Origin of the sequence: Draconibacterium mangrovi, assembly GCF_010586825.1 — a bacterium.
Classification (GTDB): domain Bacteria; phylum Bacteroidota; class Bacteroidia; order Bacteroidales; family Prolixibacteraceae; genus Draconibacterium; species Draconibacterium mangrovi.
Window position 1 is genome coordinate 17,228 of sequence record NZ_JAAAGB010000018.1, and the last position, 17,200, is coordinate 34,427.

The window sequence follows — 17,200 nt, forward strand, 5'->3', positions numbered from 1 at the left end:
TTACAAACAGCTCTCATTTATACGGTTATAAGTCATCTGTAATTGGACGAAAAAATGAGATAGTGCTCTGAATGTTGCAGTTTGACCGCAGCGTAGATTTTAGAATTCATACTCAATGAAAATACATTAACCAATAACTAATATGATGAACAAATTTGTGAAATATGCTGTAATATTCGGTTGCTTATTCTTTGCATTTAAACCGGTAGTTTTTGCTTCCAACCAGGCAAAACAACGAATGATTGTATTAACAGATATAGAGGCTGATCCGGATGATTCACAAACTTTAGTAAGATTATTACTTTATTCAAATCAAATTGAGCTGGAAGGTCTTATTGCAACTACCTCGATACATCAAAAAGAAAGAGTAGCCCCCGAAACAATTCATAAAATTCTTAATGCTTATGATAAAGTGCAGCCAAATCTCGAAAAACACGAACCTGGCTTCCCAACAGCAGAAAAACTGCACAGTTTGGTAAAACAGGGATTACCGGTTTTTGGAATGCAGGGAGTTGGTGAAGGAAAAGATTCGGAAGGATCGAACTGGATTATTAAAGTACTGGAACAAGATGATGAAAGGCCTTTATGGATTTCGGTTTGGGGTGGCCCGAATACACTGGCGCAGGCATTATGGAAAATCAGGGAAACAAAAAGTAAAAAAGAAGCGGACCGCTTAATTAACAAACTCAGAGTTTACACTATATCCGACCAGGATGACACGGGTATTTGGATGAGAAATAATTTTTCTGATTTGTTTTATATCGTTAGTGTTGGAAGTTATATGACTGCCACCTGGAACGCAATAAACTCGGTGATAGAAGGAATTGATAACACTAAAATCAGTAACGACTGGATTGCCGAAAACATTCAGCAAGGTCATGGTCCGCTCGGCGCTGAATATCCTGATGTAGCTTATGGTATGGAAGGCGACACTCCTGCGTGGTTAAATCTAATCCTGAATGGACTGAGTAATTCAGAACATCCTGAATGGGGAGGCTGGGGAGGCCGTTACGAATTATATCAGCCTGAACCGTTGGAAGGCCCGATCCCATCTGTTTTTCTGGGAGGTGCCGAATATCAGCCTGAAAATCGTCCAATCTGGACCGATGCAGATGATACATACACACCACGAATTCCGAATCAATTTGGTCGTGCAATTCGAAAAGACACACTAACGGTAACAAACAATAAAGTGAGTTTGTGGCGCTGGCGTGATGATTTTCAGAAAGACTTTGCTGCACGAATGGACTGGTGTACTGCATCATATAATGAGGCAAACCACCCCCCTGTACCGGCATTAGGTACTCCTGATGAGTTCACAATAAAATCAGGAGAGATATTTAGCCTGGATGCCAGTGGAACCATTGATCCCGATGGAGATAATTTGAGTTACTGGTGGTTCCAGTATCCTGAAGCAGGATCTTATAAAAAAGCGATAAGTTTCGGATCTTTATCTGAAAACCTGTACAAGGTGCGTACTATTGTTGCTCCTGAAGTTGAAAAATCTGAAACAGCTCATTTTATTTTAAAAGTTACCGACAAGGGATCACCTTCTTTATCAAGATACAAGCGTGTGATTGTAACCATTATTCCTAATTAATCAATGATGAGAAAAAATATTTTGTGGAAAAATTCCACAGCATTCCTTTTATTATTGTTAACATCATTTCAATTCTGTGTATTTGCACAACAGCAACCTGAACTCGGAGTCAGGACAGTTAATCTTTTACATTCCAACGGATTCCAATTTAAAGATTTAAATAAGAATGACAAACTCGATGAATATGAAGATTGGCGCCTGCCCAACGATGAACGTGTTGCCCATCTTATTGGGCAAATGACTTTGGAAGAAAAAGTTGGATTTATGCTGATCAGTACCATTAACATGGGAGGAGCTTCCGGTAGTGGATTTGGTGTAAATCAAGTAGTGACCAGTGATTTGGCGGAAGAAGATAATATAAATGAAACCAATTTCTTTACGCGTCAGCCGCTACCTGTGCCCACTTTAAGTGTTTCAGGAACTACAAAAGGGATACTGGAGAGAAACCTCCGGCATTTTATTTTACGTGCCAATAGCAAGGCATCTACCATTGCAGAATGGGCGAATAAGGTTCAGGCAGTGGCCGAAACTTCGCGTTTGGGAATTCCGGTACTGATCACTTCAAATCCGCGAAATCATATCACCATCGATAACTCGCCGGGGCTAAGTCTGGGAGAGACCGGCTTTTCGAAATGGCCGGGTGAATTGGGTTTGGCTGCCATGCGCGATTTTGAATTGACCCACGAATTTGCTGAAACTGCAGCCAAAGAATGGGTCGCAGTTGGGGTTCGCAAAGGGTACATGTACATGGCCGATTTGGCTACTGAACCACGCTGGGGCAGGACAGAAGGTACTTTTGGTGAAGATGCCGATCTGGCTGCCAAAATGATGACTGAAGTTGTTCTTGGTTTTCAGGGGCAGAAATTAGGTCCTCACTCCGTGGCGCTAACCACAAAACACTTTCCGGGAGGAGGACCACAAAAGGATGGTCAGGATGCCCATTTTGATTGGGGAAAAGACCAGGAATATCCGGGGAACATGCTCGAGTACCACTTGAAACCTTTTAAAGCTGCGATCAATGCAGGTACTTCGGCAATTATGCCGTATTACGCAGTTCCTGTAAAAACTGAATACGAAGAAATTGGTTTTGCTTATAACAAGATAATAATCAACGACCTGTTAAGAGGCAAACTTGGATTTAAGGGAATTATCAATTCCGATACCGGCCCGATTTTTATGATGCCCTGGGGTGTTGAAAATCTTTCCATTTCAGAACGTTACCAAAAGGCTGTTGATGCTGGCGTTGACTTGTTTTCAGGGGTGGCAGATCCTACTTTTCTTTTAGAAGCAGTGAAGGAAGGCTTGGTTTCTGAAGCTCGTATCGACGAATCAGTAGCTCGTTTATTAAAGGAAAAGTTTGAATTGGGGATTTTTGAAAATCCGTATGTGGATGTGGAGGCTGCTGATACAATTGTTGGCAATGCTCAGTTCCAGGCCAGAGCAGATTTGGCTTTGCGAAAGTCGATTGTTTTGCTTCGGAATGAAGAAAATCTACTTCCTGTAAAACCAAAAACTAAAGTATATTTTGAAAAATACATGGTTTCACGAGGCAGCAATAATCCTCATATTGTAATTGTTCCGGAAACGAATAAATGGGATGTGGAATTTGTGGATACACTGGAAAAAGCCGATCTGGCTGTTTTATGGCTGATTCCCGGTTCCGGAGGTTTGTTCGGCTCAACAGGTGCTGAAATTCATAATGAACTGTCGAAAAACAGTATCGATGTAGACTATGTGAATCGTATCAAGACTCAAAGATCAACAGCAGTGATCATCAACTTTAGTAATCCCTGGGTGATCAGCGAGATAGACAATGGAAACCTGAACACAGTCTTGGCAACTTTTGGTACAACCAGCGATGCTGTACTTGATGTTTTATCAGGTAAGTTTAATCCCACGGGTAAAATGCCTTTTACTATACCTGCATCTATTGAGGCAGTAAAGAGCAATCTTCCTGATGTTCCTGGAAGTCAAGAATATGATGGTTATGCTGTTTTTAATTTTGATGAGGGAATTAGTTATTAAAGTATAGTCGATTGGTATTATTCTAACGGTGTAATAAAATTTTCACTGTTGTCTTAAGATTATGAAACAGAATAATTAAAAAATGAAAAATATCTTAATAACAGTCACAATGGTAGCTTTATTCTTTGGTTTGGCTCGTGCTACTGGTCAGAAAAGTAAAGAAGGAAATACCAAATTAAATCTGTCTGATTTAAAACTTGTTGGTCAGATTGATGAAAAATATCAATCGTTCAACATTGAAATGTGTGAGGTCGTTGGGGGTGATTTTTGGATACCTTATGATCTACTGGTTTCAAGCAAAAAAGGAGACTTTGAAGCCTTAAAGCGAACAATTCCTCCGGTTAATCTGTACGAGAGAAAACTCAGAACACTCACTACAGCCCTGGGACCTATGTACATCAGAGTAAGTGGCACCTGGGCAAACACGACCTACTTTCAGGATAATGATAATCCGAAATTGACCTCTGCCCCTGATGGTTATGAAAATGTCCTTACCCGAAAAGAATGGAAAGGTGTGATTGATTTTTGCAAGGCCACCAATTCCGAATTAGTAACTTCTTTTGCCGTCAGTAACGGTATGCGCGACAGTAAAGGGAACTGGACAACCGCACAGATCGAACCATTGGTGAACTACACAAAATCAGTTGGTGGAGAGATAGCTGCAGCAGAAATGTTTAACGAACCCACATTTACCGGGTTAGGTGGAGGACCGGCCGGGTATGATGCAGCATGGTTCGACAGGGATTACGCTTCGTTTAAAGATTTTATGTCATCGGCAATGCCTGAAATGAAATTAGTAGGACCAGGATCAGTAGGAGAAGGTGGCTTATTAATTGATACTACCGAAATGAATATTGCTGCGGGTGCCATTGGTAAGGTTATATCAACCCGGGCAATGTACACAAGCGAGCCCAAGCCTGAATTTGAAATCTTTTCTTACCATTTTTATGGAGGTGTGTCAAAAAGATGTGGCGGAAAACTTACTGCTGAAGATGAACTGACGAATGAATGGTTCAGCAAAACCGAAAAGGAATTGGATTATTACAAGGCTTTACGTGACGAGTACAATCCTGAAGCTCCTATATGGTTGACCGAGACCGCAGAAGCAGCTTGCGGAGGCAACCCCTGGGCTTCTGCCTACAATGATTGTTTTCGTTATCTGGAGCAATTGGGAAGGTTGGCTAAAAATGATGTTCAGGTAGTAATGCATAATACGATATGCGCCAGTGAGTATGCTTTACTTGATCAGGATTCGCACGAACCGAGGCCAAATTATTGGGCTGCTTTGCTCTGGAGTAAATTCATGGGAACAAAAGTTTATGAATCAGGTATTTCAAGCCAGGCTGTCGATGTTTTTGTTCATGACCTGAAAGGTTCTGAAGATGGTATTACTGCCTTGGTTATTAATCCAAATGGTAATGAGTCAGCTATTGAAATACCGAAAGATGCAGAACAATATCTACTTACTGCAGATGAACTTCTTACGAAAACCGTAAAACTTAATGGAAAAGTACTAAAACTTACTGCTAATGAAAAACTGCCTGATATAAAAGGAGAAAAAGTTAGTGCAGGAACTGTTTCTATACCCTCGTATAGTATTATGTTTCTGACTTTTAGAAATTAAGAAACACATTGAAACAGTTCTAAATGAAATTCAACAAAATAAAATTTATAATCTAAGAAATTAATAAAATGAAGAAATATTTCGCATTTTTAACATCTGTCTTAGCAGCACTTTTGTTCGTTTCCTGCGGGCAAAAATCGTTTGGATTGGAAGACTTGGCTGTCAAAGTTGACAAAAGCCAACAAGCAAGAATCCTGATTACCACTGACCTGGAAGTGGATGACATGAACGGCGTTATTTTGAGCCTGATGTACGCCGACCAATATGACATTGCAGGTATCGTCTGGACGGCAGGCATGTGGCATTTCAGTGGTGACCACGGCCTCCATACGCTTGGCGAGATCACGCCAAATTACAGATGTGTCGCCCAAGATTGCGAACATCGTGTGCAGACGGCAGCCGATCTTACAGAGTATCGTCCGGCTGATCCAACCTGGCTTGACCGTATGATGGATTATTACGAGGCCGATTATCAATTGATGAGCAAAAACAATCCGAATTACCCGACACCCGAATATCTCAGGAGCATTACCAAGGTTGGCAATATCGAATTCGAAGGCGATTATCGCTTCGAAACCGAAGGCTCCAACTTTATCGTTGATTGCATAATGGACGAAGATATGCGTCCGTTGTACATTCAGCATTGGGGTGGTATTAACACTACAGTTCGTGCCCTGTACACTATTTATGAGAAATATCACGGCACATCGGAGTGGGAGCAGGTTCTTGCAAAAGTTACCTCTAAGGTTCGTATCGGCGGTAGCGGCGAAGACAATTGCCGCGCTGATAGTAAGATTGACGATATGTTTCCAGGCTTGCAGGATGGTGGCTATTCAATGGGGGGCTTCTTCAGCTACCCTTCCTTCTTTGGAGCGAGCTACAACTCCGAGATGCGCGCTCCAGACGAACTTCAGCCTTATCTCCACGCTGATTTCATACTGGATGCTTACAAGAATGGACACGGTAAACTCGCTGAAGAGATTTGGCTGATGGGAGAAGGCCGTGCTATCTTTGGCGAACCGATTATTTACAACTATGGTCTAATAACCTATATGGATTGGGCAAAGGCAGGCGAACTTGGCTGGTCAACGTCAAGACCAGGTTTTGCGCGTGCTGACTTTAAACCATTCGACTGGAGCGTTTGTCAATTCGGATGCGCCTCTTTCATCAACATCGGGTTGCGTTCGGATGTCACCAACAGAATCACACGAGGCTTCTTCGGACCGACCCATGAGGAGGCGAAAGAGAGCAATCGTTACACCATCGTAATGTGGGAGGAACTGGCAGCGCGTGCTGACTGGGCAATCAACAAACCAGAGGACTGTAACCATGCCCCAATTGTGACGGCCGAAAAATTGGATTTCGTCGCTACTCCGGGGCAGACTGTTTCACTTTCCGGCAAGGCGATAGATCCTGACGGAGACAGGCTTGTCGAAAAATGGTGGGTTCCTGATTTCTCCTGTACCTATAAGGATGGCAAGGCGGAAGGTCTCGCCGTTTCTTCTGAGACCGGCTGGAGCACTGAATTCACAATTCCCGCCGATGCGAAAGTTGGCGACAAGTTCGTGGTCAACCTCGAAGTACGAGATAACGCTACCCGACCGATGACCCGTTTTGCACAATATGTAATAACAGTTTCCTAATAAATAACATAACAAGTGGCTGGATCGCTTAGGTTTAGTTTCCAGCCACTTGTGATATGCCTGTAATATTTCTTTAAATAGAAGTGGTGGGTTAGTACAGTAATTGAATTTTGAAATGAGAATATTTGAAATCAGATCCTTAACGGTTTTAATAGTAAGCTTGATACTTAGCACTAATTCGCTTTTGATTAAAGCTCAAAACAACAGCGATTTTTTATGGTATGATTACTCATTGCCAATGGAGGAACGGATTGAGGCTTTGGTGAATTCCATGACACTTGAAGAGAAAATTACGCAATTACTGGATGAAAGTCAGGAGATATCAAGGCTTGATGTACCAAGGTACGGGTGGTGGAACGAATGTTTGCACGGTGTCGCCAGAACAGGACGTTCAACTGTTTTTCCACAGGCCATTGGTTTGGCTTCAACCTTCGACGTTGAGCTTATAAAGCAAATTGCGTCAGCTATTGGAGACGAAGGACGGGCAAAATTTAACCTGGCTATCAAAAACAATAATCGTTCGCGTTTTGCCGGAATAACCTATTGGTCGCCCAATGTAAACATCTTTCGCGATCCCCGCTGGGGGCGTGGACAGGAAACCTACGGAGAGGATCCTTATTTAACTTCCAGAATTGGCGTTGCTTTTGTGAATGGCTTGCAGGGAAACGATCCAAAATATCTAAAAGCTGCTGCTTGTGCCAAACATTACGTGGTTCACTCCGGCCCGGAAGCTGTTCGCCATGAGTTTAATGCCGAGGTTTCGATGAAGGATTTGTGGGAAACTTACATGCCGGCTTTCGAAGCACTGGTTACCGAAGCAAATGTTGAAGGAGTGATGGGAGCATACAATCGTACAAATGGCGAAGCATGCTGTGCCAGCCCTTATTTAATGACTGAAATTTTACGTAATAAATGGGGTTTCGATGGATATTTTGTTTCCGACTGTGGTGCAATAAAAGATATTTATGAAGGACATGGATTAGCACAAACAGCGGAAGAGGCTTCTGCAATGGCAATTAAGGCAGGTATGAATCTGAATTGTGGAAGCTCTTTTGAAAGTTTGAATGATGCTGTGAAAAATGGCTTGCTTACTGAAAATGACATTGATAAAGCTGTAGCTCAACTTTACAAAACAAGGTTCCGACTTGGATTTTTCGATCCTGAAGAAAATAATCCCTTTTCAAAAATTGGCCCTGAAGTAGTGGGCAGTGAAGAACACGTGAATCTGGCCCTGAAGGCTGCTCAAAACTCCATGGTTCTGGTTAAAAACAAAAACAATGTTCTCCCGTTGAAAAAGGATTTGAGAACCCTTTTTGTTACCGGACCTCAGGCGGCAAACGCAGAAGCACTGCTTGGAAATTATTACGGTTTATCAGGGAATACGGTTAATTTTCTTGATGGTATTGTAAAGAAGGTAAGTGTTGGAACGAGTGTTAATTATAACCTGGGTCAAATGCCGTATCAAAACAATGCCAATCCTATCGATTGGACAACCGATAAAGCTGCCAATGCCGAAGCATGTATTGCTGTAATGGGATTCACCGGAATTATGGAAGGAGAGGAAGGAGGAGCAATTGCATCACCGGAAAAAGGCGACCTTGTAAATGCCCGTTTGCCCCAGGCTCAAATTGAATTTTTAAAGACAATTCGTTCAAAAGGAAATAACCCTTTAATAGTTGTAATTACAGGAGGTTTCCCGGTTATAATACCCGAAGTAATGGAATTAGCCGATGCAGTGATTTATGCCTTTTATCCCGGCGAACAAGGAGGAACTGCTCTGGCAGATATAATTTTTGGAGATGTTTCTCCTTCGGGCAGAATGCCTTTCACCGTACCAAAGACCATTGATGATTTACCCGCATACGAAAATTATGCAATGGAAGGGCGTACGTATCGCTATATGACTAAAGATCCTTTAATCCCATTTGGTTTTGGTTTGAGTTATTCGTCCGTGAAATATGAAGCGACGGGGCTCGAAACATCGGGTAACATGATTGAACTAAATGTAAAAGTTTCAAATGAAGGGAAATACAATACAGAAGAAATAGCACAAGTATATATCGCGTCACCAATGGCAGGTAAAGGGCACCCTTTTTATTCACTCAAAGATTTTCAAAGGATTTCCTTACACTCCGGCGAATCAAAAGAGGTGAAATTCATACTTGACAAAGAAAAATTTGAATTGGTAGATGAGGAAGGACTAAGATTTATTCCTGAAGGTGAGTTCAGTATTTATATAGGAGGAAGTGTTCCTTCAGATCGAAGCCTGGAACTTGGGGCATCAAAACCGATCGGCTTTCGCATATCTCCGAATGAAATAAACTAACCCGTTTTATCAAATGAAAAACAATATAAACCAATAACTTTTCAATTATCACGACCTGTTTTCATGTTTAAACCAAATGAATTCAGAACGGAGATCACAGAACTACATACTGATCTTCTGGTAATATCATAAATTTTCGATACACGCAAACAACTTAAACAGATATGAAAAAATACAATACAATAAAATCCACTGCAATCTATATTGCATTACTAATAATATCTCTACAGTACAGTGCAATTGCACAGCCACAACGACCTAATCCGGTTATGTCCCCTGACGTTCAGGCAGACAATACCGTAATTTTCAGACTTCGTGCTCCCGAAGCCATGTCTGTTAAGCTTGGTGGTACAATGAATGCAGGTTATGCTCAGTTGGATATGACCAAAAATAGTGAGGGTATTTACGAAATTAAGATCGGGCCACTGGAATCTGACATGTATGTATATACCTATAATGTTGATGGAGTTAAAACTTTGGATCCCAGTAATAATGTGGTAGTAAGGGACGGTTCGAACATCGAAAGTCGTTTAATGATACCAGGAGAATTAACAGACCTTTTTGATTCCCAGGATGTATCACACGGTAATGTAACATCTGTTTGGTATCCATCTCCTGTATTTGGAATAGCGCGCCGAATGATTGTTTACACACCACCGGGATATGAAGAATCTTCAAAATCATACCCTGTACTTTATTTGCTGCATGGTGGTGGTGGCGACGAAGAAGCCTGGACAAGCCGTGGGCGTGCAAACTATATTCTCGATAATCTAATTGCCCAGGGAAAAGCAGAACCAATGATCGTTGTAATGCCAAATGGTTCTATCGGGCATCCGGCAGCTCCAAACGAACGTTCGTATTCTGCTGATACACAAACAACCAATGCCATGGATTTTAATTCGATGAATTCAGGGAAGTATGAAGAAAGTCTTGCAAACGATATTATTCCTTTTATCGAAAAGAATTACAGAGTTATTAAGGATGCCGATCACCGTGCGTTGGCCGGTTTGTCTATGGGCGGACTTCACGTTACTAACACATTTATGGCTCATCCAGATTGGTTTGCCTACATAAATGTTATGAGTTCAGGTTGGTTTATTAGCGATAAAGAAATGTATGAAAACGGAGATAAAAGGCTGGCCGAAATTGCTCCAAAATTTAACAAGACTGTTAAATATCTACGTTTTACCCAGGGTGGGCCGGAAGATATTGCCTATAAAAATGGATTGGCAATGTTAGAGGTTTTCAAAAAGAACAATGTCAAATACGAATTTAGCGAAATGTCTGGAGGTCATTCCTGGAATGTATGGCGGAAAGATCTCAAGGATTTTGCACCTAAACTTTTCAAATAATTAATCAATCTATAAACTATAAAAATGAAAAAGTTATTATTTCTCACATGGTTATTTCTGACCGTGATGTCCGTTCAAACAAGAGCGCAACAAAACCTGTTTGGTGGACAGGACATCGAATCTGCAGTAGTCAATGCAGACAATACAGTTACTTTTAGATTTCTTGCACCAAATGCAAAAAGTGTATCGGTTGCCGGCGATTTTGCCGAAAAAGCTGAAGAAAATCCGGTTGGCGGAGTTGTTGGTACAGGCTTGTTGCCAATGACAAAAGGCAAAGACGGAATATGGACCTTGACAACCAAACCACTTAGTTCAGAATTGTACATGTATTTGTTCGATGTTGATGGCGTTGCAACCATCGACCCAAATAATCCATATGTTTTCAGAGACTATGCTACCGTAAGTAACATTTTTTTGGTTGGTAATGGCTTAGCAGATGTATACAAAGTACAGGATGTCCCCCATGGTTCTTTAACACATCGTTGGTATGATTCAAAAGGACTGGGATCTGATCGTCGGATCAATATCTATACTCCTGCAGGTTATGAAAACAGCAATGCGAAATATCCGGTACTTTATCTTTTGCACGGATTTGGAGGTGATGAAGATGAGTGGGTAAATTTCGGAAGGGCTACACAAATATTGGATAATCTGATTGCTCAGGGGAAAGCCGAACCAATGATTGTTGCAATGACAAACGGCCATACTGCAATGGAAGCTGCACCAGGCGAAAGCAGCATGGGTTTTTATAAACCTGGAAGAGAAAAAGACAGGGCAGATGTTCCAAATGCTTTTGTAGACAATTTTAAAGATGTAATTGCATTTGTTGAGAGTAACTACCGTGTTGTTCCGGATAAAGCTCACCGTGCCATCGCAGGCCTTTCGATGGGCGGTGGTCATGCCATAAATATCTCAAGAACGTATGAAAACACCTTCGATTATGTTGGAGTATTTTCATCGGCAGGTGGTGGCGACGAAAAATTTGATGCCAGCCTTAAAAAGCAATTTGATAATGGTGTGAAATTATACTGGATCGGTATCGGACGTGAAGACTTTATTTTACCCAGAAACAAAGAGTTCAGGGCTAAAATGGACGAATTAGGACTCAAATATACTTACGTTGAAACCGACTACGGACACGTTTGGAAATGCTGGAGAATGTATCTATCTGATTTTACTCCATTATTATTTAAATAGGTAAACTATGAAAAATACTATTCTAACTATGAAAGTCTGGATTATTGTTTTGGCAATTGTATCTGCTTTCACAAATTGTTCAAAACAAAAACCGGTTGAGAAACCGGCCAAACCTCGCACTATCGTTACATGCGATCCTGAGTTGGATGACAATAACTCGATGATACGTTTTCTGCTTCATGCCACCGATTACCAAATTGATGGTTTGGTGTATACCAGCAGCCGTTTTCACTGGAAAGGCGATGGAAAAGGAACTACTCAGTTTATTGAAGGAAGTGAATATGACCAACTTGGACTTGGGCCTCAAACCTCGTGGAGGTGGGCGCCGGATGAACGATTTATTGATGATATTTTGGATGCCTATGAAGAATCTTATGCAAATCTAAAAGTGCATGATCCTGAATTTCCTACTCCTGAGTATCTTAAATCAGTTACAGTTTGGGGAAACTGTGCTTTCGAGGGAGACTATTCTGAAGATACAGAAGGTTCAATCCTTATTAAAACAAATATTCTCGACGAAAAGCCCGGACCACTATTTTTGCAAGCCTGGGGAGGTTCTTCAACCATTGCAGCAGCACTTCGGTCGATAGAAGATGATTACAAAAGCACTCCTGATTGGGATGCTGTTTACAAAAAAGTTTGCGATAAAATTGTTCTTTGCCTTTCAGGCGATCAGGACAATGCATACAACAAATACATCGCTGTAAACTGGCCTGATGCGTATGTACAAAATTTACGTGGAAGTATGGGCAGGTACGATAACAGTTCTTACGATTACCTTACTTCTCCCGACTGGACAGCTGAAAATATGCGAATTGGACCAATTGGTTCGTTAGTTAGGTGCTGGGGCGACGGCAAACAAATGGTTTCCGGCGATGTGATGGATGTTATTGGACCTTATAAAGGAGAATCTATTTTAGAATTGGCAAATCAGGGCTATATCATGTGGAATTCTCCTTCGCCTGTCGGAACGCTTTATGGAGATGGCGACAGTGGTTGCTTTTACAACCTTATTGGCAACGGACTTCGCGCCTGGCAAGATCCCCGATGGGGTGGCTGGGCCGGACGTTGGGATCCAAACTCGGGTGCACCAAGGTCAGGACATCCCGATTATATGGCTATGGATATTATGATGTTGCATGACAGAGTGGTAGGAGCCGCGAAAACCGGTGAAAGTTTTGATCTATTTGCCATGTTTGGTATGGCGGGACCAGGTAACGCTGAAGAAGATCATTCGTTTCCGAATATGTTTCCGGAAAGAAATCTTGCAGAAGCAGCCCGCATGAAGTGGTCGGTAACACCAAATTACGAAGATGCAAACCATTACCCTGATCTAACTGGTCCTTTGAACATTAGTGCCAAGCCGGGTGAAAAAATTGAAATCAATGCAACTGCTGTCGATCCGGATGGTGACCAAATGGATATAAAATGGTGGTACTTCCCTGTAGGTACTTACGAAAGCGATGCACTTGCTGTAGATAGTCCGGCTACTGCCCAGACTACGTTTACGGTTCCTGGAAATGCCAAATCGGGTGAAACGATCCATTTTGTGCTTCAAGCTATTGACCATGGTAGTCCTGTATTGACAAAATACCTGAGAACGGTGATTACAGTTTTGTAATCTGATTACAGGATTAATAAGTTTTATCTGCTACTACTTGGTAGATAATTGAAAAATAAAAAGTTGATTATGAAAGGCATTCTGACAAATTTGAAAGTACTGACTATTGGTTTGGTAGCTGTATTTTCTTTAACTAATTGTACAAGCCAAAATTCATTAAAAGAAAAAGAAGAGGTTCAAAAGCCGCGTGTGGTGGTTACCTGCGATCCGGAGTTGGATGATAACAATTCATTGATTCGCTTCTTACTTTTTAGTACCGACTTTGACGTTGAAGGATTGATCTATGCAAGTAGCCGGTTTCACTGGAAAGGTGACGGTCAGGGAACTACGCAGTATATTCCGGAGAGAGAATATTCCTCTAACGGACGTGATCTTGGGCCACAAACTTCGTGGAGATGGGCTGAAGGTGAGCGGTTTATTGATGATCTGGTAGAAGCTTACGAGTCTGTTTATCAGAACTTGAAAGTTCATAATCCGAATTATCCTACGCCTGAGGAATTAAAGTCGAAGATATATTTGGGCAATGTGGAGTTTGAAGGTGATATCTCTTATGATACACCAGGCTCCGACAGGATAAAGGAAATTCTTCTTGATGATGATCCAAGACCTGTTTTTATACAGGTATGGGGTGGACCTAGTACTGCATCAAGGGCGCTCAAATCTATAGAGGATGAATATAAAGAGTCTCCCGAGTGGGAGAGTATTAAGGAAAAAGTATCGGCAAAGGCAAAGTTCTGCCTGTCCGGTCAGCAGGATTTGTCCTATCAGGAATATGTGCAGCCCAACTGGCCACAGGTGGAGTCAATCATGCTTAACGCCGGTGTTACAAGTTTGGGTTACGGCGCTAAACGTGCAGTTGGCGGGACTAAAGATACCATCTATTTTTCGTCAGCATGGACTTTGGAAAATATCAAAAGCAAGGGTGTTTTTGGTGAGCATTACCGGGTGTGGGGCGATGGCCGGCAAATGGCGCCCGGCGATTTTACGGATTACTTTGGCGAAAAAGGGTATACTGCCGACGAACTTCGCGAGAAGGGGTACTGGGTTTGGACACCACCTCAGCCGGAAGGTAATTTTATTAGCGAAGGCGACACACCCATGTTCCTGAACCTGATCGGTAACGGATTACGAGCCTACGAAGGGCAAGAGTATGGAGGATGGGCTGGACGTAGAAAAGAGCTAACTGAAGAAGAGAAAGCTGCCGGATTTACCGCTCCGTATGCAATGAGCAGAGTAAAAGATGAAGTCCTTCCTGATTTCTTGCCTGCGATACAAAATAATTTCGCAGCACGTTTAAACTGGTCGGTTACAACGGAGTATGAAAATGCAAACCACGAGCCCGTTATTGAAGCGCCTCTGGAAATGACGGCAGCTGCAGGAAGTACGATAAAGCTTAATGCCAATGTTTCAGATCCGGATAACGACTATGTTTCCACAAACTGGATGCAATTTAAGGTGGGAAGCTACAAAGGCGATGTTTCTTTTGCCAATGTAACAGAAGCAACTACATCTGTAACTATTCCATCTGATGCGAATAGCGGAGGTACTATTCATTTAATTCTTACCGCTACCGACAATCAAGAAGTTCCAATGACAAGTTACCATAGAATCATTTTAACAATAAACTAAATAAAACAAGTCCCGAATTATCGGGCTAGTTTCATGAGTTACCAATGAAAAACAAATAATAATAAACCAATGAAAAAAACGATTATTTCTATTTTAGCCATACTAGCGTTTTCGCTAAACATGAATGCGCAACAAGTATTTGAACAAGACCCGGCAAAACACCAGGCAAGAGTATTTCCGATGCCCGTAGAGCATTTATATTTCCACAGCGAAATTCTTCAGTCCGATAAAAATTTCACAGTGTACCTTCCCAAAAGTTACAAAACCGACACGGACCGTAAATATCCGGTGGCTTATATGCTCCACGGTGCCAACGAAAACGATTGGGAGTGGGCAAATATTCCTACCTCTATGATCAATGAAGTTATTACAAAGTCAACCGCTGACGGGATGGCTTGTGAAATGATAATTGTATGTCCTAACGCAACAGAGGGCACAATGGGCTATTTCAATCGTGAAAATTGGAAATACGAAGATTATTTTTTCAATGAGTTAATACCTTTCGTTGAGTCGCATTACCGTGTTATTGCCGATAAAGGACACCGTGCAATTGGGGGACTTTCGATGGGTGGCGGAGGTTCATTTATGTATGGAATGACTCATCCTGAAATGTTCAGCAGCGTATATGCTATAAGCGGAGCAGTTCCTTCAAGTCTGAATGTCAGTGAACAGAGTAAAACACCATTTAGCATACAATTTAATATTGATGACCTGACAGAAGCTCAAATTGAGGAAATAAAAACTGTGGATTTTGTTTTGGATTGTGGTGATGACGATTTTCTTTTTGATGCCAATGTAGCGTGCTATCAATCAATGAAAAAGGCAGAACTTACCTGCGAATTTCGTTCCCGCAACGGGGCACACGCTTCCTATTACTGGTACGACAGCCTGGGATATGCCCTTGTTTGGTTTACCCGCCATTTTTCTGAACAATGTAAATAAGCTGATTAATGAAAAAACTAACATTTTTATTCGTCCTGTTTTTAGCAACGTTAGCTATAGACACCATTGCTCAACAAAACCTGTTTGGTGGGCAGGATATAGAGTCAGCGATAGTGAATCAAGATAATACTGTCACGTTCAGATTTATTGCACCTAATGCGAAAGAAGTGAGTGTGGCCGGCGATTTTGTTTCAAAAGTGGAAGATAACCCGATTGGTGGAATGGTAGGTACAGGGCTTGCTCCGATGACGAAAGATCAGGATGGAACTTGGACGTTAACTACTGAGCCTCTTGCATCAGAGTTATACAGCTATTTATTTCTTGTTGATGGAGTAGCGACTACCGATCCTAATAATCCATTTGTATTTCGCGATTTTGCAACATTTACCAATGTTTTTGTTGTTGGAAACGGGCAAGCAGATTTATATAAAGTTAATGATATACCACACGGTTCAATATCTCACGATTGGTACGAATCCAAAGGCATGGGAAAGGATCGCCGTGTAAATATTTATACGCCTCCGGGCTATAAAAAGAGTAAAGAAAAATATCCGGTTCTCTATCTTTTACATGGATATGGTGGCGATGAAGATGAGTGGGTAAATTTTGGAAGGACTGCTCAGATTATTGACAACCTGATTGCCCAGGGAAAAGCGAAACCAATGATGGTTGTTATGCCTAACGGACATATCGATATGGAAGCCTCTCCGGGTGAAAGCAGTATTGGTTTTGTTAAACCAAAACATTCAACTGATTATCCGGCAAGTGATGGCACTTTTGAGGGCAATTTTGATGAAATAATTGATTTTGTCGAAAACAATTACAGGGCTGTTCCCGATAAGGCTCACCGTGCAATAGCTGGTTTATCCATGGGAGGATTTCATGCCATTCATATCTCGGCCATTCATAAAAATACCTTTGACTATGTTGGTGTATTTTCATCGGGACACAACGTGATACTAAATGATGGCAAAGGGGTTTTTGCCAATTTTGATGCTTCCTTAACGAAACAAAAGGAAAACGGCCTGCAATTATATTGGGTAGGTATTGGTGTAGACGATTTTCTGTACAAACAAAATAAGGAGTTCAGAGCGTTATTGGATAAAACCGAAATGGAGTATACCTACGTTGAAACGGGGGGGGGACATATCTGGAAAAACTGGCGTATTTACCTGGGTGATTTTGCTCCGCTTTTATTTAAAAATTAGTAATCAGATTACAACTAAGCCAATAATTTAAAA

The 17,200-nt window shown here is 41.6% G+C and carries 11 protein-coding genes; all 11 read left to right on the plus strand.

The annotated features are described in order from the left end of the window. Positions 1-142 precede the first annotated feature (142 nt). The 11 genes from G4420_RS22680 to G4420_RS22730 all read left to right on the plus strand — a co-directional run bounded on the left by G4420_RS22680 (position 143) and on the right by G4420_RS22730 (position 17,167). Positions 143-1,600 carry a DUF1593 domain-containing protein gene (locus G4420_RS22680; RefSeq protein WP_204273794.1) on the plus strand — a complete coding sequence of 486 codons (1,458 nt, stop codon included), beginning with the start codon at positions 143-145 and terminating at the stop codon, positions 1,598-1,600. Between the two features lie 6 nt (positions 1,601-1,606). Then, positions 1,607-3,625 carry a glycoside hydrolase family 3 protein gene (locus G4420_RS22685; protein ID WP_163326239.1) on the plus strand — a complete coding sequence of 673 codons (2,019 nt, stop codon included), beginning with the start codon at positions 1,607-1,609 and terminating at the stop codon, positions 3,623-3,625. 82 nt (positions 3,626-3,707) lie between these two features. Beyond that, positions 3,708-5,249 carry a hypothetical protein gene (locus G4420_RS22690; protein ID WP_163326240.1) on the plus strand — a complete coding sequence of 514 codons (1,542 nt, stop codon included), beginning with the start codon at positions 3,708-3,710 and terminating at the stop codon, positions 5,247-5,249. Between the two features lie 68 nt (positions 5,250-5,317). Further along, the gene (locus tag G4420_RS22695; RefSeq protein WP_163326241.1) at positions 5,318-6,892 is read left to right on the plus strand and encodes a nucleoside hydrolase-like domain-containing protein; all 1,575 of its coding nucleotides are present in this window, start codon (positions 5,318-5,320) and stop codon (positions 6,890-6,892) included. A gap of 238 nt (positions 6,893-7,130) precedes the next feature. After that, positions 7,131-9,218: a glycoside hydrolase family 3 N-terminal domain-containing protein gene (locus G4420_RS22700; RefSeq protein ID WP_204273795.1), complete on the plus strand. Its 2,088-nt coding sequence runs from the start codon at positions 7,131-7,133 to the stop codon at positions 9,216-9,218. Between the two features lie 164 nt (positions 9,219-9,382). Then, complete coding sequence (locus tag G4420_RS22705; protein ID WP_163326243.1) at positions 9,383-10,570, plus strand: esterase; 1,188 nt, start codon at positions 9,383-9,385, stop codon at positions 10,568-10,570. A 24-nt stretch (positions 10,571-10,594) separates the two neighbouring features. Continuing rightward, a complete protein-coding gene (locus G4420_RS22710) occupies positions 10,595-11,767 on the plus strand; it encodes an esterase (protein ID WP_163326244.1) in 1,173 nt (390 codons plus the stop codon). A gap of 7 nt (positions 11,768-11,774) precedes the next feature. After that, positions 11,775-13,388: a DUF1593 domain-containing protein gene (locus tag G4420_RS22715; protein WP_163326245.1), complete on the plus strand. Its 1,614-nt coding sequence runs from the start codon at positions 11,775-11,777 to the stop codon at positions 13,386-13,388. 69 nt (positions 13,389-13,457) lie between these two features. Next, entirely contained in the window at positions 13,458-15,017 is a 1,560-nt protein-coding gene (locus G4420_RS22720; protein ID WP_204273796.1) for a DUF1593 domain-containing protein, read from the plus strand. A 69-nt stretch (positions 15,018-15,086) separates the two neighbouring features. After that, on the plus strand, positions 15,087-15,959 hold the full coding sequence (locus G4420_RS22725; protein ID WP_163326246.1) for an alpha/beta hydrolase: 873 nt from the start codon (positions 15,087-15,089) through the stop codon (positions 15,957-15,959). A gap of 8 nt (positions 15,960-15,967) precedes the next feature. Beyond that, positions 15,968-17,167 (plus strand): esterase, encoded by a 1,200-nt coding sequence (locus G4420_RS22730; protein ID WP_163326247.1) that lies wholly within the window; start codon positions 15,968-15,970, stop codon positions 17,165-17,167. Positions 17,168-17,200: the final 33 nt, after the last annotated feature.

Coding starts and splice junctions, on each gene's coding strand:
- G4420_RS22680 (WP_204273794.1), top strand. CDS start 143: ATGATGAACAAATTTGTGAAATATGCTGTAATATTCGGTTGCTTATTC.
- G4420_RS22700 (WP_204273795.1), top strand. CDS start 7,131: ATGGAGGAACGGATTGAGGCTTTGGTGAATTCCATGACACTTGAAGAG.
- G4420_RS22710 (WP_163326244.1), top strand. CDS start 10,595: ATGAAAAAGTTATTATTTCTCACATGGTTATTTCTGACCGTGATGTCC.
- G4420_RS22715 (WP_163326245.1), top strand. CDS start 11,775: ATGAAAAATACTATTCTAACTATGAAAGTCTGGATTATTGTTTTGGCA.
- G4420_RS22730 (WP_163326247.1), top strand. CDS start 15,968: ATGAAAAAACTAACATTTTTATTCGTCCTGTTTTTAGCAACGTTAGCT.
- G4420_RS22725 (WP_163326246.1), top strand. CDS start 15,087: ATGAAAAAAACGATTATTTCTATTTTAGCCATACTAGCGTTTTCGCTA.
- G4420_RS22695 (WP_163326241.1), top strand. CDS start 5,318: ATGAAGAAATATTTCGCATTTTTAACATCTGTCTTAGCAGCACTTTTG.
- G4420_RS22705 (WP_163326243.1), top strand. CDS start 9,383: ATGAAAAAATACAATACAATAAAATCCACTGCAATCTATATTGCATTA.
- G4420_RS22720 (WP_204273796.1), top strand. CDS start 13,458: ATGAAAGGCATTCTGACAAATTTGAAAGTACTGACTATTGGTTTGGTA.
- G4420_RS22685 (WP_163326239.1), top strand. CDS start 1,607: ATGAGAAAAAATATTTTGTGGAAAAATTCCACAGCATTCCTTTTATTA.
- G4420_RS22690 (WP_163326240.1), top strand. CDS start 3,708: ATGAAAAATATCTTAATAACAGTCACAATGGTAGCTTTATTCTTTGGT.